We start from the raw sequence: 22,576 nt of genomic DNA, 5'->3' as shown, positions 1-22,576 counted from the left end.
AATCAGTTCTCCTTGCGCTTTCCGCCGCGGAAAACCTTCGCGCTCCGAACATATTCCACATCCTTCACTTGAAGGCGGAAATTGATCACCCTTGCCAGTGCGAAGAAATAGTCAGAGAGGCGGTTCATATACTGCAGGCAAACCTCAGGAACCTTTTCTTCTGTTTTGATGAGTGTGACGATGAGCCGCTCTGCCCTTCTGGATACCGTCCTTGCTATATGGATGGAAGCAGAAGGCTTTGAACCTCCAGGGAGGATGAAGCGTTCTAGCTCGGGCGCCTCTTCAATGAATTCATCGATCCTGCTTTCCAGATAATCGATGGCTTCCTGCCCAAGCTTCAGTTCCCTTTTAGCCGATACATTGGCCAGGTCTCCTCCGCAGTCAAACAGCTCATGCTGAATCTTTTCCAGATCATCAAGCACATCCTTGAATACTTCCCCATCCAGCTCAGTCATGGCCTGTCCGACGAAGCAGTTCACCTCATCGACTGTGCCATACGCCTCAACCCGGACATCATCTTTGTCCACCCGGCCGCCAATGATGCTTGTCTGTCCCTTATCGCCTGTCCTTGTATAAATCCTCATTTTCATTTCCCCTATCTTTTTATTTTAATCTCCGGCTGATGCCATACCAGATCAGATCTGCCCTTTCAGCAGCTGCAGCAGCATCCTGGAATATCCACCCGGAGGCATCCCGCCAGTCCCGGTCTTCTTTTTCAATCGGTACAATCCCTTTGGTGATATCTGTTCCTATCAGCACCAGTTTTCTCTCCTGCACGCCGGCTTCCCAGCGGAGCCAATCATCCAGCCGCTCCTTCCACAGGGCTCTTGCCTGGCCCTTATCCATTCTCTTTATATCTTCGCGGATCCACTGTTCGATTCCTTCCAGAATGACGCAGTCTGTCGCTGCACCAGCACCTTCAGGAAAACACTCGCCCTTATAGGCACTATGCCAGGAAGCCTCTTCCTCTGCATACTGTCTTTTCACCCAGGCAGCTTTCCCATTGAAGCTTCCTCCAATAATAAAGTGCATCTTCCACCCCTCCTGAAACCATTGTTTTCCCAGACCAATGTGGTGGCGCCGGCATGCGGGGCTTTCCACTCCCAGAATGGCCTTTCCTCTGGCGCAAGCCTGGTCAGCAGCTGACGGATCACCCCGCCGTGCGTGACGACAGCAGCTCTTGTTCCTTTATCCCGAATCAGGCTGGTCCTGATTTTTCCCCAGCCATACATGACCCTTTCAGAAAACTGCCCATAATCCTCGCCTTCCGGTATCGGGGCAATAAAAGGATCATTGAGCCAGGCCTGGTAGGCAGGATCATTCTTCAGCTCTTCATAGACACTGCCTTCCCATCTGCCAAAATTCATTTCCCGCAGCTCCTTCAGCTCTCGGGCTTCCCCTCCGGGCAAAAGGCTGGCAGTCTCGAGGCAGCGTCCCAGATCGCTTGAAAAAGTGAAGGGATACTCTGGGAGGGATTGTGCCCAGGCTTCAAACCGCTTCTTCTCTTCAGGGCATAAAGGAGAATCTGTCCAGCCGAGATAGGCATGCCGCTTGTTTTCTTCTGTCAGGACATGGCGAAATAATGTAACAGCCACAGTACCATCCATAAAAAGCATTCAGCTCCTTCTGCAGATGCACCAAGTACATCCCCTGTAATTCCGCCAAACCATTTAACCGACTTTACAGCGGCAAATGCGAGAAAGCCTGCTGCAGCCAAGAGCAGGATCGCCGCTTGGACTGCAAGGCTGATATCCGCCATAGCATACAGCACGAACACCAGCAGCACTGCTGCCGGGTAAAAGGCCAAATCCCTGGCACTGGCAGCTTTTTGAAACAGTGCCCCCAGTCCTTCAGGCTTTGCCGGGCGCACCTGCATCAGGAGGACGCCCATGATCTGCTTTCCGAGAAAGGGAATCAGGGCAATGAGCCAATATGTCTCCGGCTCCCGCTGCAGCGCAATTTCATAGATGAACAGAAAGCGCGCGGCAAGAAGCACAATGACAGAAAGAACGCCAAACGCACCTGTACGGGGATCTTTCATGATCTCAAGCCGCTTCTCCCGATCCTGATAAGAGAAGAAGGCATCGCTTGCATCCATCCAGCCGTCAAGGTGGATTCCCCCGGTCAGGATGATCATCACAAGCCATAGGGCAAATGCCGAGGCGAGCGGCGAAAACGGGGTCCATTCCAGGAATCCATACAGCACCAGGCTGTAAAAGAGTCCCTGGAGAAGCCCGAGAATTGGAAAAGTGATCACGGCTCTTTTCAAATGTGCTTTATCCATAGGAATCTGCATCGGCACCGGGATGCTTGTGAAAAATTGAATGTTGATCAGCAGTCCTTTAATGGTTTTCATATGCTTTTTTATATCCTATTATTTCTTTGATTTTGTCCCACTGAAGATGCTGCTTTGCCTCACTGGCAAGTTTCTCAAAGCGTTCGTCCTTCATGTCTCCGATCCGTACAGGCTCCTTTTGCGGCAGGCCTTTTTCCTTCCGGATGCTCTCAAGCCATCTGTTTCTGAAGGTGTCATTATGAAAAACATGGTGCAGATAGGTCCCGATTATTTTTCCGCCGCTATAGCCTTCCTCTCGGCCATCTTCCATCAAAAATAAACTCCTGCCTGCATCTATGCCTTTTTTGGCTGTTTGGCCAAGGTGAATCTCATAGCCTTCAACACTGCCGCTGCCAAACCCGGCGGATGCTATGTATGAACCCTTCGCCTGGACGGTTAATTTGTCTCGGAAGAAGGTCGTATCAGCCGCTATCAGGCCCATTCCCTTTTCTTTCAAACCTATCGTACCGCTGTCAGTCCCTTCAGGATCATACAGCTGCTCCCCTAGCATCTGGTAGCCGCCGCATATTCCGGCAATCCTGCCGCCTTCCTCAGCAAAACAGGCAATAGAGCGTTCCAGGCCGGAAGACCTCAGAAACTGCAGGTCATGGATCGTACTTTTCGTCCCGGGGATAATGACGGCATCCGGTTCTCCAAACTCCGCTGCATCTTTCACCCAGCGCACCGACACATCTTCTTCGCAGAGAAAGGGTTCAATATCACTGTAATTCGAAATGTATGGCAGCCTGATCACAGCAATGTCAATCCTCCCTCCAGCCTTCTTGTAAAAACTGCCCTCGAGTGAAAGGGAATCTTCTCCATCAATCATATGGTTTTCAAGATGGGGGAGAACGCCGAGAACAGGAATCCCTGTCCGCTCCTCCAGCCAGGAGATGCCGTCCGCAAACAAATCCGGGTCGCCCCTGAACTTATTGATGATCAAACCCTTCACCCGCAGCCTCTCTTCAGGAGTGAGCAGCTCAAGGGTGCCGATGATGCTTGCGAACACGCCTCCGCGGTCGATATCCGCTGCCAGGATGACCGGGATGTCAGCCAGATCGGCCACCTTCATATTGACCAGCTCCCGATCCTTCAGGTTGATTTCTACCGGGCTCCCGGCACCCTCCGCAACAATGACATCAAAATCGGCTTCAAGCTTTTTCAATGATTCCTGGATCACAGCCAGGCCCTTTTCATAGAAATTCTCACGGTAGCTGCGGCCGGAATAGGTTCGAACAGCTTTTCCGAGCAGAACCACCTCTGAGCTCATATCAGATTTCGGCTTCAGCAGGATCGGGTTCATCCAGACTGTTGCTTCAGCCCTCGCCGCCTCTGCCTGAATGCCCTGTGCCCGGCCGATTTCCCTGCCGTCCGCCGTCGCATAGGAATTATTGGACATATTCTGAGACTTGAACGGCGCCACCCTAAGGCCTTCATTGGACAGCAGCCGGCAGAGAGCAGTAGCAATAAAGCTCTTCCCCACATCTGAAGCCGTTCCCTGTATCATGATGCCTTTCATGGTTTCCTTCCTTTCATAAGAAGCGGGATTCCCGCTTCCACAAGATAAGCCTGGACTGCCATCCCCACAATCTTCTGATGGAGCTGGCCAAGCAGCCTGGCGTATATATGGGACACACTCCCTGCTTCAAACGTTTCATACTGGACTTCATTGCTGACAATAATCAATGCTCCCGCACTCTCATTCAGGGAGTCGATATCAGCAAGGATCCGCTCCTTGACCGCTTCCTGGAATTCCGGACTCTCACACCTGCCGCCTGTGCCGAATAATTCATTATTCAATAGAGTGGTCAGGCAGTCCAGAAGCAGCACATCCTGCTTTGTAAAAGCGGCAGCCAGCTCCCCTATTCCTGCAGGCTGTTCCCAGGTTCTCCAACCGCTTCCGCTTTCATCCCGCTGCTTTTGATGCAGCAGGATCCGCTCGGCCATTTCTTCGTCCAAGCTCTTCCCTGCAGCAATATAATGAAGACGGCCAGTGGAGGCGGCGGACGCTGCTGTTTTTTCCGCAAAGGTGCTTTTGCCGCTGCGGACGCCTCCTGTAATAAATATCAGTCCTTTTGCATTGTCCATTCGTCGATCGCCTCCATCAGCTTCTGGTTATCTTCTGTCCCTTTGACGGCAAACCGCAGCCAGCGTCCGGAAAGCCCGGGAAAGTTATAGGTATGGCGGGGGACAAACCCTTTTTCAAGCAAAAAGTAAAACAGCTTTTCCTGATCACCAAGCTCCGGGTCACGGAGAAGATAGAAGTTGGTTTTCGATTCGGACACGTGCAAGCCTTTATCCTTGTAAAAGCTAAAGAGCCTGCTTCTTTCTTTTTCCATATAAATCTGTGTTTCCTCTATGTATAGATCTTCTTCCAGGCAAATCAGCCCTGCCTGCTGGGCAGCGGAGTTGATGCTCCAATGGTATTGAAAGCGGGCCATCCCCCTGATCAGCTCAGGGTCTGCCAGTGCATAGCCCAGCCGCAGGCCCGGGATACTGAACATTTTCGTCATGCTGCGGAGCAGGATGAGGTTCTTGTATTCTGAAAGCAGCGGCACGAGAGGTTCATATTCCGGCAGAAAGTCATAAAATGCCTCATCTACGATGACGAGCGTTTCAGGGCAACCCTCTAATAATGAAACGATATCTTCACGGCCATAGTATCTGCCTGTCGGGTTGGCAGGATTGCAGAGAAACAGGGCATCCGCTATTTTGGCGTCTTCGCAGAGCCTCATTGCATCCAGCTCCCAGCTCCCCTCATCCAGCTGAAAATAGCTGATTTCACAATCATTCACCTCACAGGCCTGTTCATATTCAGAGAAAGCCGGCTGCACGATGATGACTTTTTTACCGGCCAGAAGCCTCGCTGCCAGGCTGATCAGTTCAGAGGCACCGTTCCCGGCGAGTACATATTCCTTCCCGACGCCTTCCTTTTGAGCCAGCCTTGCAGTCAGGTCTGCTGCAAAAGGATCAGGGTAAACCGGCAGTTTCTCGAAAAATTGATGCCAGCCTGCCTTTAGCCGTTCAGGCGGCCCCATAGGATTGATATTGGCACTGAAGTCCAGCAGCTCCGATGGCTCCCGCAGCCCAAGTGCCTTAAATAAATGCTGCGGATTGGATCCATGCGACGGCCAATTCAAAGAGCATTCCCCCCAGCCATAAGAATAATAGAAATAATAAAGAGGTCCTTTTCATAATCTCAATGACGGACAATATATGGCCTTTTTCAAGGATAACAATAGGGTCGCCCATTCTTGCCCTGTCAGAAACGATCCCTTTATAGTAATTGATGCCCCCGAGCTGGACGCCCATCAAGGCTGCGGCTGCCGCTTCTCCCCAGCCGCTGTTCGGGCTCGGATGCTTCCTGCTGTCCCGGAGGAGAATGTCCCATGCTTCCTTAAAGCTGGAATGCTCCGGCTTTTTCCCGAGCAGCATCAGGAGGCCGGTCAGCCGGGCAGGAATGAAATTCAGCAGATCATCGAGCCGCGCAGAGGTCCAGCCAAACTCAAGATACCTTTCGTTCTTATAGCCTGCCATAGAGTCGCAGGTATTGGCTGCACGGTACAGGAGAGCCAAAGGTGCTCCGCCGATGAGCGCCCAAAATAGAGGAGCGGTGATCCCGTCACTCGTATTTTCCGCAACCGTTTCTACTGTTCCTCTTACAATTTCCGGCTCTTCCAGCTTTTCTGTATCACGGCCGACAATATAGGAAAGCTTCAGGCGTGCTTCAGATAAGTTTTCTCTATGAAGCGGACTATAGACCTCAAGCGCCGCCTCCTTCAGGCTTTTTTGCGCGATTGCGGTGGAAATGAGGATGGCTTCGATTATGATTCCTGCCAGAGGATGGATGTAATAGCCGGTGTATGTGATGGCACTTGCAGCAAGGAATACAGCACCAAGGACAGCCAGGACCATCATTGCCCCTTTCAGCTTCCGCTTTTCGCCGCGGTTCCACTTTTTATCCAAAAATAGAATAAATGACCCGATCCACCGGACTGGATGGGGCCATTTAGGCGGATCTCCAATAAGCTGATCGAGCAGAAATGCAAGGGTAAGGGCAGCCAGATGATGGACAATCATGATGACACCCTCTTCCGGTATTTGCGGAGCGCTTCAGCTGTACAGTCATATACGGCTTTGCTGATCAGCTTGCCAAGCGGTGTAATTGTTCCTGCAAACTCCAGCTTTTTCCCTGACTGGGCAGCAGCAATCAGGATGCTGTCTGTGCTTGTGCCTGTCGCCAGAGTGCCTGACACCTTATCCTCAATATAATGGTCATGAAGCACCTTCACCTTTGTTTCTGTGGCTGTCATGATACTTTGAATGAAGGCTTCCTCTGTCAGGTTTCCGTTGATGAAGATCCATGTGTTGATCGTGCCTGGAGAAAATTCAAAGCTGTGCAGGCCGCTGCGGGAAGCGTCAACAGCATTCCCTGTTCCTGCGGTGACAACTGCGAGGAGAGAAAAGCCATCGGACTCATAGAGCCTATAGCTAGCGTCTGCCACCTGGACGGCTGTCATCATGCCTACCGTCTCGCCTGGCTCATAGCCGTTCTCCCGCAAATATTCTTTCATTTCTGCCCGGTGGTCGCTGCAGTCATAATGGTTCGGCACCTGGCGGTTAACAAACAGTCTGTGCCAGCCGACCCCGGATCCTGCCACCCCGGAGGACATCGTACGGAGCGGGAAGGGAGATTTCACAAGCACATGGTCCTCGTATACCTGGACATCATTTTCGCCAATAGCGGCCGGTTCAGCACTCAGGTCCCCTGGCAGGATTGCCATCTGCGGGGCAGGGACGGCAGGATGGGCATGCTTCATGATATCCGTCTGATAGACTGTGCGGATCCGGTCCTCGCGGAGTACCTCATTCGGGACATCCGCCGCGACTACCTTCCCGTTTTCCATTAAAAGCAGTCTGTCGCAATACAGTGCTGCAAGGTTCAGATCATGGAAAATGGAAACAACAGTCATCCCGCATTCCTTCGCCCATGTCCGCAGCAGGTCAAGCAGCTCTTTCTGGAAAGATAGATCAAGATGGTTGGTCGGCTCGTCCAGAAGCAGGATCTCGGGCTCCTGGGCCAGCGCCTGGGCAAGGAATACCCGCTGCCTCTCCCCGCCGGACAGCTCGTGGATATAATGATCCTTGAATTCTGCGACCCGCGTTTGTTCCATCACGCGCTGGACGGTCTTTTCATCCTCCTCCGACCAGGTCTGGAACCAGCCTTTCTGATGGGCATACCTGCCCAAAGAAACTGTTTCTTTGACTGTATAAGAAAAAGACTGTGATGAATGCTGCGGCAGCACCGCAATGACCTTAGCCAGCTCTTTCACTGAGAACTCCGGCAAAGGCCTGCCTTTTACAGAAATGCTTCCGCTCTTATAGGAGAGGATGCCGCTCAGCATTTTTAAAAGAGTCGTCTTTCCGCTGCCATTTGGCCCGAGGATGCCGAACAGCTCCCCTTTTCCCACTGAAAAACTGACCTCTTGAATGATGCTCTCATCCCCGTAGCCGCCGGTCAATCCTTGTATGTTCAGCATCAGACCGCCCTCCTATTTCTTCTTTTCAGCAAAATAAGCGCAAACACAGGCGCTCCGATGATGCTCGTAATGACGCCGATCGGCAGCTCTGTGGGCGAAATGACCGTCCGGGCGACCAGGTCAGCAAGAATCAGGAAGCCGGCGCCAGTCATCATTGACAGAGGCAGCAGATGAATATGGTCAGGCCCCCAAAGCCGCCTTGTCAAATGCGGAATTACAAGGCCGACAAAGCCGATGGTGCCTGACACCGCGACGGCGGCGCCTGTCAATATGGACCCCGCCACAAGGACCATCATTTTTCTTCTCTGCACATTTACGCCAAGATGCTGGGCCCGTTCTTCTCCAAATGACATAGCATTCAGCTCTTTCGCATTTATCATTAACAGCAGGCTTCCTATTATGAAAAACGGCAGGATAATGCGGATATATGCCCATCCCCTCATCGAAACGCTCCCCATGATCCAGCCGATGATCTGCCTGAGCTCTTCGCCAGTCAGGGCAATCATAAGCGAAATAAGCGCGCCCAGAAAGGAGCTGACAATGATCCCTGTCAGGATGATAGTCTCCACCTTCATGGCCCTGTCAATCCTTCTTGCAAAAAACAGCACGGCAAAAATGGTTAAGAATGAGAATACCATACTGAGAATAGGAAGCGTAAACAGTCCGGCAAACGGGATCGATATTTGAAAAAACAGCACCAGCACTGCACCGACGGACGCACCGGATGAAACCCCAAGTGTATAAGGATCTGCAAGCGGATTCCGCAAGAGGCCCTGGAAGGCTGCCCCCGCAATGGCGAGGGAAGCTCCTACAAGCCCGGCAAGAATGACCCTGGGCAGGCGGATATTCATCACAATATTGCTGTGCATCGGGTCAACCGAAGCATCAAGCTGAATCGGCAGGAGCTTAGATCCAACTATATTAATGATAGAAGGGATCGGCACAGAGACTGTACCGATTGAAATCCCCACCAGCATGCATATGACAAGAAAAGCGGCTGCAAGCACATAGGCTGACAGCTTATTCTTACTTAAATACGTCCGGATAGACAGCTTTGGCAAATTCCTCTACTCCTTCAGCAAGCCTTGGGCCGGAGCGGCTTACTGTGTCTGAATCCACACTGAACACCTGCTTGTTTTTAACGGCATTTACATCCTGCCAGCCTTCACGGGCGAGCACCTCTGCCACAGCATCTTCATTGCGGTAACCGGAAGTGGAAATAATCACGTCCGGATTTTCCTTGATGATGGCTTCAGGATCTACCTTTGGCCAGCCTTCTTCTTTTACAATATTCTCTGCATTAATCATCGTTAGCATTTCATCCATGAATGTATTTTTCCCAGGCGAATAAATCTCCGGCGCTGGAGACACCTCTACAAACACTTTCTTCTTTTCTGTTACTGCAGCAGCTTTTTCTTTGATTGCCTCTATCTTCTCTTTCATGCCGGCAATCACTTCTTCAGCTTCTTCCTTTGCACCTGAAGCGGTCCCGATCATCTCGATCGACTCATATACCTGTTCAAAGCTCTGGGCATCATTGACAACCAGCACAGCAATGCCTGAATCCTTCAGCTGCTGCAATCCTGCTGTTGCATTATGCGCACTTGAAGCGTGTGCAAGAACCAGATCCGGAGCAAGGGAAATGATTTTTTCAACATTGAATTCCATTCCGCCGATCTTCTCTTTATCTGCTGTTTCTTCCGGGTAATTATCAAAATCAGATACCCCGACAACTTCTTCTCCCAGACCGAGTGCAAACGCTGTTTCCGTGTTGCTTGGAATCAGGGAAACAATCTTCTCCGGCTTTTCTTCAATGACAACTTCTTCACCGGCGGCATCTGTGATTGTAACCGGAAATTCTGCTTTTTCTGTTTCTGTCTCTGTCTGTTCAGTGCTGCTGCCATTGTCCTTTTCAGGCTCTGCCGCTGAATCGCCGCAGCCTGACAGAATACCCGCTGCCAAAAGCATGCTGAATAATAATGAATAAAGCTTTTTCATGGTAAATCCCCCTGTAGAAATAAGTGTCGCAAAATTCATGCTGCAAAGGTCTTATGCCCAAAACGGGACCAGCATCCTTCGGAACCAAAAAAAGCATCCCCAATAAACATGGGGATGCTTGGCACGGCGTGTGCAGATTCAAAATAAAAGATTCCAAAAGGCTGCCGTACACCTCCCTATCCTCGTAGGTTTATGGGTGCATAAGAATCAGGCAGGTCTCCTGGCTCATGGTCAATGCTCGCTGCGCCTTCCCATACATCCCGTACAGTGGCTTCTGCAGCTTGCTCCCATTTACAGTGGCGGGACCGCGTTGGAATTGCACCAACTTCCCTTTTAAGTCTTTCAAAGAAAAACACCTGTTTCTGCATATGTATGAAATTTTCCGCTATCGCCATTATACACTATTTCTTCTTTAAAACTAGCAGAAAAAGGGCCGTCCGGAAGAAGACCGGGCGGACCCTTTTTGCTAGACGGTCGGACTGCTGCTTCTTGCTGACCGCCTGCTCTTCAATCCTGCCATCGAAACAGTGGCAGCTCCAAGCGCGAAGAGGATGAAAACTCCCCCTGCCGAAGCGTTCCACTCGACTGAAGCCTGCTCAATTACTATGCCCCCGATCAGAGATCCAAAGGCAATCCCAAAGTGCAGGGCTGAGTTATTCAAGCTTTGCTGGATATCCGATGTTTCCGGCGAAGACTCTATCAAATAGCTCTGCAATGCCGGTGTGATCGCCCAGCTCAGCATGCTCCAGATAATCATGACCGCAATGAACAGCGGCAGGGAAAAAGCAGTATGCGGAATTGAAAACAGTGCAGCTGCAAACAATATGATAATGGCTAGGATTGTCGGTTTTGTCCCGAAGCGGTCGGCAAGATATCCGCCTGCACCGCCGCCGGCGACCGCGGCAATACCGAACAGCAGATACATGATGCTTACCCAGTTTCCATCCATGCCGAGTACAGTTTTTAGGAAAGGTGTCAAGTATCCATACAGCGTCAGGTGCCCTGCTAAAAATAAGAATGATGCCAGCTGGGCAAATAAGATTTTCCGGTTCTTCAACGCAGCGAACATCTGCCTGATGGATATGGCAGCTTTCGGTTCAATACGGTCCATAAAAAAGTACACCCCTGCTATCGACAAACATGTCAGGACTGTAATCAGCAGGAACGGTGCCCTCCAGCCAAATTCATTTCCAAGCATAAGCCCCGCCGGGATACCAAGAACAAGGGAAGCGCTCACGCCCATAAACACGATGCCAATCGCCCGTGCGCGGTATTTTTCCTGCACTATATTCGATGCGATCGTGATGCACAGCACAACAAGCAAAGATCCGCTTGCCGCTGATATAACCCTTGCCAGAAAAAGAATACTATAACTCGGGCTCAGGAAAGCCAGGATATTTCCTGCAAGGAAAACGAGCAAGGCTATGAGCGTCAGTTTTTTCCTTTCCACTCCCCCGGTTGCTGTCAGCAGAATCGGTGCCGCGACAGCATATACAATCGAAAACACACTGATCAAAAGGCCGGCTTTGCCGATGCTGACATGAAGATCGGCCGCAACCAGATCAATGATTCCTCCTATTATAAGCTCGACCATCCCGACTACAAAGGAAACGATCGTCAAAAGATACACACGTTTATCCATTTTATACACCTCTCAATTAGTTACCACCACAATGGTAACTTTTTATAGGGATAGGTGCAAGTGTTAATTTTCCCAGTGCGATTTAGCGGAAAAGATATGATATTATTAAGAAAAAACTGACTCAGGAGTTCTGTCTATGCTGCAGCAATTCGGGTTTACCCAATATGAAAGCCAAATTTATCAGGCGCTTATTTCCGCGGACCAGCCGCTGGACGCCACAGGGATCGTCAAGCTCTCTGCCGTCCCCCGCTCAAAGGTGTATGAAGTGCTTCACCGCCTCGCAGAGAAAGGCATCATCCTTGAAACGACGGTCGAAAAAAAGCGTTTGTACACCGCCCTTCCCGTGGAATCGGTGATCAGCAGGCTGAAAGCAGATTTCGAAACCAGCGTCCAGGAGCTGCGGGAGGCAGCCGTCAAAAAGCCTGTCGCGGATGACCGGGTGTGGACCTTGAAGGATAATCACTCCATCCTCTCCCTGCTGGAGGAAATGCTCGGCAGGGCGGAAAGAAAGATCATCCTCTCTGCCTGGGGAGATGAATTGGAGAAGTATGCGGAGCTGCTGGAGGAAAAGCACGAAAGCGGCGTCAGTATCCATGTCCACTCTATCGGAAAAATCGAAACAAGCCTTCCGTCCGTCTCGGTCCTGATTCCGGACAAGCATCACGAAACCCTTGAAAGAAGCAGGATTGCCATCATTGACGAGGAAGAGATGCTGTTCGCCGGCATGGAAGCCGGCAAGTGGAATGCCATCACAACCCGTTCAAGGCCGCTCGTGAAGTTTTTCGCTGAGTTCTTCTACCATGATGTCGCCCTTACCGAAATTACACAGAAATATAAAGATACCATCATGGAGGATAAAGCGATCCGGGATGTTCTTTTGAAATTGCGGTATTAGGGGCGTGGCGGAGTGCTGGTGCTTTTTGGAAAACGGAGGGGATTTGGGGTTCAGATGCTTGCAACGGATCCACTGGCATCCTCTGATTGGAAAAAACTCTTTTAGAGGGTCCTAGTTGTTCTCACTGGCACCCTCTGTTTAGCAAAATCTCTTTTTGACGGCTTTAGTCATGATCACTAACACCCTCTGTTTAGCAAAATCTCTCTTAGACGGCTTTAGTCGCGATCACTAACACCCTCTGTTTAGCAAAATCTCTCTTAGACGGCTTTAGTCGCGACCACTAACACCCTCTGTTTAGCAAAATCTCTCTTAGACGGCTTTAGTCGCGACCACTAACACCCTCTGTTTAGCAAAATCTCTCTTAGACGGCTTTAGTCGCGACCACTAACACCCTCTGTTCTTCAAGATCTCTCTTAGACGGCTCTAGTCGCGACCACTAACACCCTCTGTTTAGCAAAATCTCTTCTAGACGGCTCTAGTCGCGACCACTAACACCCTCTATTCTTCAAATACTTTCCAGAAGGCCTCACCCACACTCACCAGCACCCCATCATCCCTCAAAAAAAAGCCCGGCACGTCTGCCGGGCTTTCCTCATCTCGCATACAGCTTCCATTCTCGTGTTTTTTTATCAAAAACGAGCTTGGCTTCGCATTTTTCTTTTGCGATGCTTTCGTATTCTTCGTACATGTCGTCCATATTGGCAAAATCGCCGATTACCCAGATGGGGATCTCAATCCGCGCACGGTTTTGATCGGTCTGTCTGATGGAGATGACTGCACCTTCCCTCATCATATCCTTCATGTAGGAAATGGCCTCTTGCGGCACCGGCGGGAATGAACCTTTCTTCCGCAGGCCGAGAAGTGATTTTTCCGGCTTGATTTCGCTCAGCTTTTCAGGGATCAGCTGGCTCAGCAGACGGTAAAAATCAGCCATATCCCGGTAATAGGTTTTGTTATACCAGCCGTCATCATGGGCCAGATAGACAAAGCGGTTGCCAAGATAGTTATAAAATGGCGCTTTCAGGTGCTCCTTCAGATGTCCCAGATACAATAGCTCTGCAATGGTCTGGCCCGGCAGCTCGTTCAGCCCGTCAAGTTCTTCAAAATCAATCCAGCAGAAGTCGCCATAGTTATAGACTTCATCAGAAAGCAGCTTATTCAGCTTTTCATACGGAACATACTCCAGGAGCGTATGCCGGTTGAATTCCCCATCATCAAATCCGTGCTTCAGCAGCAGGAGATTCGCCATTACATCTGACAGTGAACGGGCAAACTCTTCAAATTCAATGCCGTATGACAGAACATAATTTTCCTGTTCATTTAAGTGGACATATATGAGATCACGCGAGCTGTTATGATTCTTTTTCAATAGCAGAACCTCCGAATAAAAATAAAAAAGATGATTTCTGAGCCGATGGAGCGCGGTACTGAACAGTTGTCGAAGTTTTTAAGCATCTTCTGATCTATTATAGTGCACAGCCTTTCTTCACGCTTCAGCTGCCATGCCCGTCCGGATACAATATCCCTATTTTAGCAAAAAACATTGAAAATTTCTTAGTTTTAATAAAAATATAAATCAGCAGACTATTTCCAATTTATGGTGACCGATACAATGCAAGAATAACGGCACTCACTCATTTAACAATAAAGCATCAGCAGATAGAGCAGAAAAGTTTGATCATCATAAATATTCTATTTCCCCTAACTAAATTGAAAAATTCCCCTTTTAAGGAAACAATATACCTGGCAGAAACGTCTATACTATTAACCACTTTACTTGTTCAAAAAACTAATCCGGACTTTTGCCAGAATCCACTCGCCTCCCTCTGCAGAGGGGCGGCTTATATAACAATGGCCAAACTGAAATGAAACAGGGTGTATTTTATAATGGATCGTTCACTTAAGCCTTCCGACCGTTTTGACTGGACGCTGAGCTTTCTGCTGCTGTTATTTGCCATAGTCAGCTGTACAGCGATTTACAGCGCCCAAACCTTGCAGCAATATGATAAAAACTTCTTGCTCATGCAGATTTTCTGGTATGGTGTCGGTGCCTTTATCGCGGGTGTGACCATGTATTTCGACAGCGACCAGTTCAGGAAGCTTTCCTGGATTCTTTATGCTTTCGGCATACTCCTGCTTGTGGCACTGGCTCTTGCTCCGAAAGAGATTGCCCCTGTCATTAAAGGGGCAAAAAGCTGGTTTGTCATCCCCGGCGTCGGTTCGATCCAGCCATCCGAGTTTGTTAAAGTATTCCTGATCATGGCGCTCAGCAAGCTGATCGCCTCCCATCACGAGAAATTCATCCAGAAAACACTGAAGACCGACTTTTATCTTTTGATCAAGATTGGCGCTGTGACCGCTTTGCCGCTCGGCCTCATCCTTGTCGAGGATTTGGGGACTGCCCTCGTCATCATTGCCATCATGCTCGGGATCATCTTCGTTTCCGGGATCTCATGGAAGATTCTGCTGCCCATTTACAGCGCAGGCATCGGTTTTGCCGCCAGCGTCCTTTATCTGGTCATTTGGGCGCCAAGTATCATCGAGAAATATCTGAAGGTCGATCCTTACCAGTTTGACCGGATCTATTCGTGGCTCGATCCCGAGAGCTACGGGCAGTCTGCCGGCCTCCAGCTGCTGCGCTCGCTCCAGGCAATTGGCTCCGGCCTTATTACCGGAAAAGGAGTCGGCGACAGGCAGGTCAATATTCCCGATAATCATTCCGATTTCATCTTCAGTGTCATCGGAGAGGAATATGGGTTCCTTGGGGCAAGCGTCGTCATCAGCCTTTTCTTCCTATTAATCTATCATTTGACCAAGACGGCCATGGAAACCAAGGATCCTTATAATACTTATATTTGTACAGGGATCATCAGTATGATCACCTTTCACGTGTTCCAGAACATCGGCATGACCATACAGCTGCTGCCGATCACAGGGATTCCGCTTCCATTCATCAGCTATGGCGGAAGCTCGCTGATGGGCAATATGTTTGCAATGGGCTTGATCTTCAGCACCCGATTCCATCATAAAACCTATATGTTTTCATCTGATTCACAATAGTCTTGCAATTTTAATACTATGGGTTATAATACGTTTAATATTCAACGCAGCGATATATTCAATCAATGATGAAGAGAGTAGTAAAGGGCGGTCCCCTGAAGCGATGCAGGGATGGTGAAAGCCTGCAGGGACCCTTTTATGAAGCGCACTTCGGAGATGCCGGGCCGAAAGTCAAAGTAGGTCCTGCCGGGGAAATCCCCCGTTATCATTTCAAGAGGTCCTATGGACAATCAGAGTGGCACCGCGGGTATAACAGGCTCGTCTCTTTTATAAGAGGCGGGCTTTTTTGCGTTCAATCAAAACAACTGGAAGGAGAAAGATCCATGATCAAACTGAAAGCCATTTTTACTGAAGCGCTTATGGAACTGTTTGAAGGCCGGTTCACAGCTGCTGAGCTTGCCGGCTTGATTGAAGTGCCAAAGAATACGGCGCACGGCGATCTCGCATTTCCCTGCTTCACCCTTGCAAAAAAAATGAAGCAGGCGCCTGCAGTGATAGCTGCTGAAGCCGCTGGAAAGCTGCAGCACAGCCTCATTGACCGGGCAGAGGCACATGGCCCGTACCTGAATATTTTTCTATCGAAGGAGAAAGTTGGCTTGAAGATCCTGCAGGTCCTTCTTGAAGCCGGCTCCCTCTACGGCAATAGCGCCACCGGCACAGGAAAGACTATCACTATCGATTTCTCAGCCCCCAATATCGCCAAGCCGTTTTCAATGGGCCATCTGCGTTCAACAGTCATCGGAAACAGCATCAGCCTGATTGCTGAAAAATGCGGCTATGAAGTCATCAGGATCAACCATCTCGGCGATTGGGGAACCCAATTCGGCAAGCTGATTACCGCCTATAAGAAATGGGGCAGCCCCGGCACTGTAAAAGAAAAGCCGATCGCCGAGCTGTTTAAGCTTTACATCCGTTTCCATGAGGAGGCAGAGAAAGATCCTGTTCTCGAAGACGAAGCGCGCCGCTGGTTCCGGGAGCTTGAACAGGGTAATGAAGAGGCTTTTGCGCTATGGAGCTGGTTCAGGGAGGAATCATTGAAAGAGTTCAACCGGATCTATGATCTTTTGGGCATCTCTTTTGATTCCTATAACGGAGAGGCCTTTTACAACGATAAAATGGAAAAAGCCGTAGAGCTCCTCCAGTCCCAAAACCTCCTCACCCAATCCCATGGAGCAGAGGTGGTTCCCTTGGAAGAACACGGCCTCCCTCCCTGCCTGATCAAGAAATCGGATGGAGCGACCCTGTATGCAACCCGCGACCTGGCCGCTGCGATCTTCCGGCAAGAAACCTATCACTTTTCCGAAAGCCTGTACATCGTCGGCCAGGAGCAGTCAGTTCACTTCAGGCAGCTGAAGCTGGTTCTGAATAAGCTTGGCTTCCAGTGGGCAGATAATATGCATCATATACCTTTCGGCCTCTACCTGAAAGACGGAAAGAAAATGTCGACGAGAAAAGGAAGAGTTGTCCTGCTCGAAGATGTTTTGAAAGAAGCGGTCGATCTGGCCTATCAAAATATCTGCCTTAAAAATCCTTCGCATGAGCAGAAGGAAGAAACTGCTGCCGCTGTCGGCATCGGCGCTGTCCTTTTTCATGATTTAAAGAACGACCGCCTCAACCATATCGAATTCTCATTGGATGAGATGCTCACCTTTGAAGGTGAAACCGGTCCTTATATCCAGTACACAAATGCCAGGGCACACTCCATCCTTCAAAAGGCCGGGACAGCCGGCAAAATGGAGCAGGGGCTCAGCGACCCATACAGCTGGGATCTGCTCAAGCAGCTCAGCCTTTTTCCCGGGAAGATTGAAGAAGCCCATAAGCATTATTCGCCTTCAGTGATTGCCAAATATATCACCAATGTGGCCCAGAGCTTTAATAAATATTATGGGCAGATCCGGATACTGGACGATACGCCGGGGCTTGAGACAAGACTAAGCCTTGTCCGGGCTGCTTCTCTTGTCATGGAGGAAGGACTGAGGCTGCTTGGGATTGCGGCGCCAAAGAAAATGTAAAAAAAGAGGAGGGCAAAACGCCCTCCCCCTCCTGCTTTTATGCTTCTGCTTCCTTCTTCCTGATGATCTTCGACAGGGACAGGAAAAAGAAATAAGCAATAAATAGGCTTAGCAGGACTATTCCGATCAGATTGTGATGGATCAGCTTGAAAACGACGCTTAGGAGAGTCGCGATATACAATCCTGAAAGCAGCAGACTGATGTCCTTATTTTTATAAAAATTGGTCAGCCATGCGCCAGCCTGTGATCCGACAAGGCCGCCGGCAACTAGCAGGATGGCAGTCAGATAGCTGATCTCCACAGCAGATGCATACGATAGGAATCCAGTGCTTACAATCAGCAGGACAGCAAACAGGCTTGTCCCTACTGCCTTTCTCGGCTGCAGTCCCAGGAAGGCAATCGACAGGGGAACCATGATGAATCCTCCCCCAACACCTAGAGCTGCCGAAACAAAACCGCCTGAAAATCCGATCAGCAGCATTCGCGCAAGGGATGGCCTGCCCTCATGGGACTGTTCATTTGACTTTTTGCCCTGACGGAACATGGTGAACGCGAAATAGGAAAGCAATATAATATAGCATGCCGGAATAACGGTTGCATCAAGCCCCTTTTCACTCAGTAACAGCACCAGCGGCTTGGCGGCCTGGGTGGCAAGCATACCGCTCACCCCAAGTATTGCCCCTTCCTTCCATAGTATATTTTTCAGCCGGAAATGGGCGCCGATCCCTGACAAAGAAGTGCCAATCGAGAAAAAAAGACTGGTAGCAATCGCTTCAAGGGGCGCAAACCCGATCAATAGCAGTACAGGCGTCAGGATGAATCCTCCTCCTACTCCGAAGAAGCCGGACAGGACGCTGATCACTCCGCCCAGCAATAAGAAAAGTAAATATTCCATATAAAAACTCCTTTGGTTATCTCTATACCCATTGTAACTGATTTCATTACCCTTTGCCCTTTACCTTGTATTACAATGTACATTGAAGTACAATGTATATAAATGAACCTGGGGGTACACTTCGTGGATAAAGAACTTTTAAAAGGAAGCATCGATATACTTTTATTATCCCTTCTTTCTGAAAAAGATAGCTATGGCTATGAAATGACAAAGGAAATCCGCAAAAAAAGCGATGAAGCATACAGCATGAATGAAGGAACTCTCTATCCGGCTCTCAAGCGGCTGGAGGCAAAAGGGTTTATCACTTCCTACTGGCATCAGGAGCTTGAAGCCAGCAGGCGGAAGTATTACAGCATTACCGAAGACGGCCGCAAAGAATTACGCAAAAAGCTCAAAAACTGGAACAAAATCAGTGATTTGATCCACAAATTTTCGGAGGGCTACTCATGAAGAAAATCGATCAATATATTGATAATATCGTTGATGGGCTGCCAATGGACAATACTGAACGGGAAGAACTGAGGCTTGAGATGACCTCTCATCTTGAAGAACATGCAAAAGAGCTGATGGCCTTCGGCTGGTCCGAGGAAGAAGCAGCCGGGGAAGCTATCAGATGCTTCGGGAATGAAAAAAGGATCAGCTCTGAGCTGAAGAAAGCTGTTTTTCCTTTTTATAAAATAGTCAGGTTCCTCTTCAGCACGATTTTTTTGACGGCTGCCCTTCATCTCCTATCATACGAGGCTATGGTGTATTATAACCCGCAGTATGAGTTCGGCCTGGAACCAGGCTACCTTTTTACCACTTATATGCTTGTGTTCTTCCTGGCAGGGACCGCAGAGATATTGTATGAAGCTGTGTCACAGGCTTATAAAGTGAAGTGGCTGCAGAGCCCCTGGGTGGTCATCCTCGTCCCGGCTGCTTTTATCTCGGGATTGACATCGCTTGACTGGTTCAAGCAGCCTGAAAGATACCAGAATGGGCTCTGGCTCGACCTGTTCGCCATCCTTATCGGGGCATTCATTTATCTTCTTGCAAGGCAGCTGTATACCCTATTATTCTTAACCACTAAAAGAAAAGCCGGATCAGCCGGCCAGCGGTAAAGCCCCCTTGCCTATTTATGAAAATTAATGTAATTATCGGACTCCTGCATGACTTGGCAGACAGTAAATGATATACTTCTCGTGTGCTGTCCTTCAGCTCTGTACAAGGGGGCTTGAGGATATTTAACGAAGCTGCTAAAGGAGATCCGTTATGTCAGAACTGATTCACACGATTGAAGAATGGCTTATGGAGTATGGTATCTTTGGATTGTTTTTTGTATCCTTTGCCGACTCATCCTTCTTCCCTATCCCTCCGGATGTACTTTTAATCCCAATGGGCATTTCCAATCCGGACCGCGTCATCTGGTATGCGTTCATTACAACCGTGGCATCCGTCCTGGGCGCCATTCTCGGATGGATCATTGGAAAAAAACTGGGCCGCCCTGTTTTGCGGTTCATCATCTCTGAAGAAAGAATCCAGAAAGTCGAGAACTATTTCAATAAATACGGGCCAGTAGCCATCCTTATCGCAGGCTTTACCCCAATTCCTTATAAAGTGTTCACCATCTTTGCTGGCATTACAACAGTGCGGCTCCGGACCCTCGTCATCTGGTCCATCATAGGCAGAGGCGCCCGCTTCTTTCTTGAAGCTGCCCTTATTATGGTGCTTGGCGCCCAGGCGCGTCCATTCATTGAAGAGAACTTCGGGATGCTTACACTCGTAGGCGGCGCCCTGATCGTCATCGTGTATATCATCTATCTGGTTATGCGTAAAAAGAAAAAAACTGTCTGATCGAAAACGGCCCTTGGATGGCCGTTTTTTTATACTTATTTTTTATTTATAATAATTATAAATAAGTATTGATTATAAAATAATATTTGATATAATATAACTACAGACAAAACGAGGAGGAATATTTATGACTTTGACAAACAGCCTGAATAAACAAATTGCCAACTGGAGCGTCCTTTACACAAAACTTCACCGTTTTCACTGGTTTGTAAAAGGACCGGCATTTTTCACCCTGCACGGGAAATTCGAAGAGCTTTACAATGAAGCGGCGGCGAATGTAGATACAATTGCAGAACGGACATTGGCAGCAGGAGGAAAGCCGATTGCTGCCATGAGCCAATTCCTTGAGCAGGCGTCCATCGCAGATAACGGCAGCGAAGAAACAGCAGAAGAGATGGTCGCTTCCCTCATCTCGGACTACGGCACAATCAGCTCTGAACTTAAGCAGCTGGCCGGCATTGCGGACCAGGAAGGAGATCCTGTAACAGAAGATCTTGCTATCGGACTGATTGAAGACTTGGAAAAGAAAATCTGGATGCTGAAAGCCTTCATAGCCTAAAAAAAGAGCCCAGCGGCTCTTTTTTTGTATACTCCTATAAGAAAATAAAGGAGTTCTCCCTTCTATGGGGAATATTTATGAAAGGAAATCTTTTGTAAAGGCAGGAACAAAATAAATGCAGAAAAATTCAATGGTGCTCGACATTCTCTTTTATGTTGTGCTCCCTCTTGTTGTTTGGAATTACGGCCGGGACATGCTCGGTGATTACTTGGCGATGATCCTGTCATCTGTACCTGGCATCATCTATACACTGTACCGCTTCTTTCAGCTGAAAAAGGTCAATTTATTCGGCCTCTTCCTTCTTTCTAACCTGGTGATCGGCACCATGATCGATGTGCTTGCCGGGTCAGCCCTTCAGCTTCTTTGGAATAATGTGATTTACTCTTATGTGCTGGGCTGCCTGTTTTTATTGACGATTGTCCTGAAAAAGCCAGTCTTCCTCTATTTCACTCTCGATTTTATGGAGTTGCAGGGAAAAGACAGAGGCAGCATGAAGGAAGTTTTCTTTAAAAGCAAAACCTTGATGATCTTCAGCCTGATCACGGCGGGCTTTGCTCTGAAGTTTATTCTTCTTGCCTCCATTAAGGTCTGGCTCATTGGAAAATACGGCGTAGATGCCTTTGACCAGGGAATCGTGCTGAGGCAGATCCTGAACTGGGGTTTTACCATTGTATCCGCAGGCGGTTTTTATTTTATCCTGAAAGAAATCGGAGCGCTGAACGAGCCTCCTGAAACAACCATAAGCCAGGACAGCCCTTAGAGCTGCCCTGGCTTTATCATTTGCAGATGTCCGTCATGGACGCTTATCCGGCAGGGAGTTGCCGAATACACCTCCCCATCCATATCTGCCTCCATCCTCTTGTCTGTGCTTACTAGTATTTCCTTCCCTTTATAATGAAGGATGTTCTCGTTCGCTTCCATGCTGTCTTCTGTAAGTGCTTGTTTCATTAAAGAAAGATTGGCATCTTTTATAATAAATAAATCAGCCAGTCCGTCATTATATTCGAGATTCCTGAAAGGCAATGCATTGGTCCCTATATATTGGCCATTGGCCAGCAGGATCATGACAGCATCCTCCTCTATCTCCTTCCCATCGATTATAATGGATGCATGGAATGGCTCCATTTCCTTGATTGTCCGCAAGGCGCTCAGGAAGTAGCTGATCCGCCCAAACAAGTTTTTTTCTGTTGCCTTGATATTTTCCGAGGCCTCTGCCACCAGGCCGATGCCCCAGAAGTTGAGGAAGTAATCTTCATTGGCCTGCATGACGTCAACCCGCTCCATTTCTCCTGCAACCATGCTGAGCGCCGCATCACGGATATTCTGGGGGATATTCAATGTTCTTGAAAAATCATTGCAAGTACCTCCAGGCAATATGCCGATGGCCGGCCGGGTCTCAAGCGGCGCCAGTCCATTGATGCATTCGTGTACCGTCCCGTCTCCGCCCAGGATGAAAACAACATCCACTTCAGATCCATATTCCCTGCAAAGCTCCCTTGCATGCCCTTCCCTTTTCGTTGGCAGCAGAACCAGTGAATCCAGTTCTGCAGACAAGATCGGAACACAGGCTGCCAGGGACTTTTCCATATTTTTTTGCCCGGCATTTCCATTATAAACAAGCATTCCTTTTTTAAACTCCATCCTGGCCAAGGCCCCCTTTTCCGAACAGTGTACTGCTATTACATTTACATTTACCCAACTTTTGATGTTTCAATTATTCTTGATGTTTAAATTGCTGAAAGGGATAAAATATCTATTTTTAAATGAGCGGTATTGGATTATATTGTAATTAGGAAAAGCCAAGGAG

At 49.0% G+C, this 22,576-nt stretch carries 23 protein-coding genes, 1 riboswitch and 1 other annotated feature; of the genes, 8 read left to right on the top strand and 15 right to left on the bottom strand.

Annotated elements, in window-relative coordinates; all coding sequences use genetic code 11:
* Positions 1-2: 2 nt before the first annotated feature.
* From CYJ37_RS24495 to CYJ37_RS24440, 12 genes are all read right to left on the bottom strand, one after another.
* A complete protein-coding gene (locus CYJ37_RS24495) occupies positions 3-584 on the bottom strand; it encodes a cob(I)yrinic acid a,c-diamide adenosyltransferase (RefSeq protein ID WP_101552607.1) in 582 nt (193 codons plus the stop codon).
* Positions 585-603: 19 nt separating this feature from the next.
* Positions 604-1,032, bottom strand: a complete 429-nt coding sequence (locus tag CYJ37_RS24490; RefSeq protein WP_101552605.1) for a bifunctional adenosylcobinamide kinase/adenosylcobinamide-phosphate guanylyltransferase — start codon at positions 1,030-1,032, stop codon at positions 604-606.
* Positions 984-1,616, bottom strand: coding sequence for a histidine phosphatase family protein (locus CYJ37_RS24485; protein ID WP_101552603.1), 633 nt, complete (start codon positions 1,614-1,616; stop codon positions 984-986). Before CYJ37_RS24485 ends, CYJ37_RS24490 begins: the two co-directional genes overlap by 49 nt.
* Positions 1,565-2,356: an adenosylcobinamide-GDP ribazoletransferase gene (cobS, locus tag CYJ37_RS24480; RefSeq protein ID WP_101552601.1), complete on the bottom strand. Its 792-nt coding sequence runs from the start codon at positions 2,354-2,356 to the stop codon at positions 1,565-1,567. The genes CYJ37_RS24485 and cobS overlap by 52 nt, the downstream gene beginning before the upstream one ends.
* Positions 2,343-3,854, bottom strand: a complete 1,512-nt coding sequence (locus tag CYJ37_RS24475; RefSeq protein ID WP_101552600.1) for a cobyric acid synthase — start codon at positions 3,852-3,854, stop codon at positions 2,343-2,345. Before CYJ37_RS24475 ends, cobS begins: the two co-directional genes overlap by 14 nt.
* Positions 3,851-4,423, bottom strand: coding sequence for a bifunctional adenosylcobinamide kinase/adenosylcobinamide-phosphate guanylyltransferase (locus CYJ37_RS24470; RefSeq protein WP_101552598.1), 573 nt, complete (start codon positions 4,421-4,423; stop codon positions 3,851-3,853). Before CYJ37_RS24470 ends, CYJ37_RS24475 begins: the two co-directional genes overlap by 4 nt.
* On the bottom strand, positions 4,402-5,475 hold the full coding sequence (gene cobD, locus CYJ37_RS24465) for a threonine-phosphate decarboxylase CobD (RefSeq protein WP_101552597.1): 1,074 nt from the start codon (positions 5,473-5,475) through the stop codon (positions 4,402-4,404). Before cobD ends, CYJ37_RS24470 begins: the two co-directional genes overlap by 22 nt.
* Positions 5,432-6,415: an adenosylcobinamide-phosphate synthase CbiB gene (cbiB, locus tag CYJ37_RS24460; RefSeq protein WP_101552594.1), complete on the bottom strand. Its 984-nt coding sequence runs from the start codon at positions 6,413-6,415 to the stop codon at positions 5,432-5,434. The genes cobD and cbiB overlap by 44 nt, the downstream gene beginning before the upstream one ends.
* Positions 6,412-7,875, bottom strand: a complete 1,464-nt coding sequence (locus tag CYJ37_RS24455; RefSeq protein WP_101552592.1) for a heme ABC transporter ATP-binding protein — start codon at positions 7,873-7,875, stop codon at positions 6,412-6,414. The genes cbiB and CYJ37_RS24455 overlap by 4 nt, the downstream gene beginning before the upstream one ends.
* Entirely contained in the window at positions 7,875-8,936 is a 1,062-nt protein-coding gene (locus CYJ37_RS24450) for a FecCD family ABC transporter permease (RefSeq protein ID WP_101552590.1), read from the bottom strand. Before CYJ37_RS24450 ends, CYJ37_RS24455 begins: the two co-directional genes overlap by 1 nt.
* Positions 8,902-9,873 carry an ABC transporter substrate-binding protein gene (locus CYJ37_RS24445; RefSeq protein WP_101552588.1) on the bottom strand — a complete coding sequence of 324 codons (972 nt, stop codon included), beginning with the start codon at positions 9,871-9,873 and terminating at the stop codon, positions 8,902-8,904. Before CYJ37_RS24445 ends, CYJ37_RS24450 begins: the two co-directional genes overlap by 35 nt.
* A 193-nt stretch (positions 9,874-10,066) precedes the next feature.
* Positions 10,067-10,248: riboswitch (cobalamin riboswitch) on the bottom strand.
* Between the two features lie 91 nt (positions 10,249-10,339).
* Positions 10,340-11,515 (bottom strand): MFS transporter, encoded by a 1,176-nt coding sequence (locus tag CYJ37_RS24440; protein WP_101552586.1) that lies wholly within the window; start codon positions 11,513-11,515, stop codon positions 10,340-10,342.
* Positions 11,516-11,651: 136 nt separating this feature from the next.
* On the opposite strand from CYJ37_RS24440, the gene CYJ37_RS24435 reads away from it, so the two are divergent.
* Complete coding sequence (locus tag CYJ37_RS24435) at positions 11,652-12,410, top strand: TrmB family transcriptional regulator (protein ID WP_101552584.1); 759 nt, start codon at positions 11,652-11,654, stop codon at positions 12,408-12,410.
* Positions 12,411-13,002: 592 nt separating this feature from the next.
* Here the strand turns inward: CYJ37_RS24435 and CYJ37_RS24430 are convergent.
* Entirely contained in the window at positions 13,003-13,779 is a 777-nt protein-coding gene (locus CYJ37_RS24430) for a hypothetical protein (RefSeq protein ID WP_101552582.1), read from the bottom strand.
* 518 nt (positions 13,780-14,297) lie between these two features.
* Between CYJ37_RS24430 and CYJ37_RS24425 the strand changes: the two genes are divergently transcribed.
* The gene (locus CYJ37_RS24425; RefSeq protein WP_101552580.1) at positions 14,298-15,470 is read left to right on the top strand and encodes an FtsW/RodA/SpoVE family cell cycle protein; all 1,173 of its coding nucleotides are present in this window, start codon (positions 14,298-14,300) and stop codon (positions 15,468-15,470) included.
* A gap of 56 nt (positions 15,471-15,526) precedes the next feature.
* Positions 15,527-15,739 (top strand) — a binding site (T-box leader).
* Positions 15,740-15,796: 57 nt separating this feature from the next.
* Positions 15,797-17,482, top strand: coding sequence for an arginine--tRNA ligase (gene argS, locus CYJ37_RS24420; protein ID WP_374703168.1), 1,686 nt, complete (start codon positions 15,797-15,799; stop codon positions 17,480-17,482).
* Positions 17,483-17,519: 37 nt separating this feature from the next.
* On the opposite strand, the gene CYJ37_RS24415 is transcribed toward argS, so the two are convergent.
* Positions 17,520-18,377: a sulfite exporter TauE/SafE family protein gene (locus CYJ37_RS24415; protein WP_101552576.1), complete on the bottom strand. Its 858-nt coding sequence runs from the start codon at positions 18,375-18,377 to the stop codon at positions 17,520-17,522.
* A gap of 123 nt (positions 18,378-18,500) precedes the next feature.
* On the opposite strand from CYJ37_RS24415, the gene CYJ37_RS24410 reads away from it, so the two are divergent.
* The 5 genes from CYJ37_RS24410 (at position 18,501) to CYJ37_RS24390 (ending at position 21,529) form a co-directional block, all read left to right on the top strand.
* On the top strand, positions 18,501-18,827 hold the full coding sequence (locus CYJ37_RS24410; protein ID WP_224905198.1) for a PadR family transcriptional regulator: 327 nt from the start codon (positions 18,501-18,503) through the stop codon (positions 18,825-18,827).
* Entirely contained in the window at positions 18,824-19,477 is a 654-nt protein-coding gene (locus CYJ37_RS24405; RefSeq protein WP_101552572.1) for a permease prefix domain 1-containing protein, read from the top strand. Before CYJ37_RS24410 ends, CYJ37_RS24405 begins: the two co-directional genes overlap by 4 nt.
* A 151-nt stretch (positions 19,478-19,628) precedes the next feature.
* Positions 19,629-20,210: a YqaA family protein gene (locus tag CYJ37_RS24400; protein ID WP_101552570.1), complete on the top strand. Its 582-nt coding sequence runs from the start codon at positions 19,629-19,631 to the stop codon at positions 20,208-20,210.
* A gap of 127 nt (positions 20,211-20,337) precedes the next feature.
* On the top strand, positions 20,338-20,769 hold the full coding sequence (locus CYJ37_RS24395) for a Dps family protein (RefSeq protein ID WP_101552569.1): 432 nt from the start codon (positions 20,338-20,340) through the stop codon (positions 20,767-20,769).
* A 115-nt stretch (positions 20,770-20,884) separates the two neighbouring features.
* A complete protein-coding gene (locus tag CYJ37_RS24390; RefSeq protein ID WP_253616001.1) occupies positions 20,885-21,529 on the top strand; it encodes a VC0807 family protein in 645 nt (214 codons plus the stop codon).
* Here CYJ37_RS24390 and CYJ37_RS24385 read toward each other — a convergent pair.
* Positions 21,526-22,410 carry a diacylglycerol/lipid kinase family protein gene (locus CYJ37_RS24385; RefSeq protein ID WP_101552567.1) on the bottom strand — a complete coding sequence of 295 codons (885 nt, stop codon included), beginning with the start codon at positions 22,408-22,410 and terminating at the stop codon, positions 21,526-21,528. The genes CYJ37_RS24390 and CYJ37_RS24385 overlap by 4 nt on opposite strands.
* Between the last annotated feature and the right edge of the window lie 166 nt (positions 22,411-22,576).

This window comes from Bacillus sp. UMB0728 (genome assembly GCF_002858875.1).
Taxonomy (GTDB): Bacteria; Bacillota; Bacilli; order Bacillales; family Cytobacillaceae; genus Bacillus_AB; species Bacillus_AB infantis.
The sequence above is the reverse complement of the archived record's forward strand: the minus strand, read 5'-3'. Positions and strand labels throughout refer to the sequence as shown.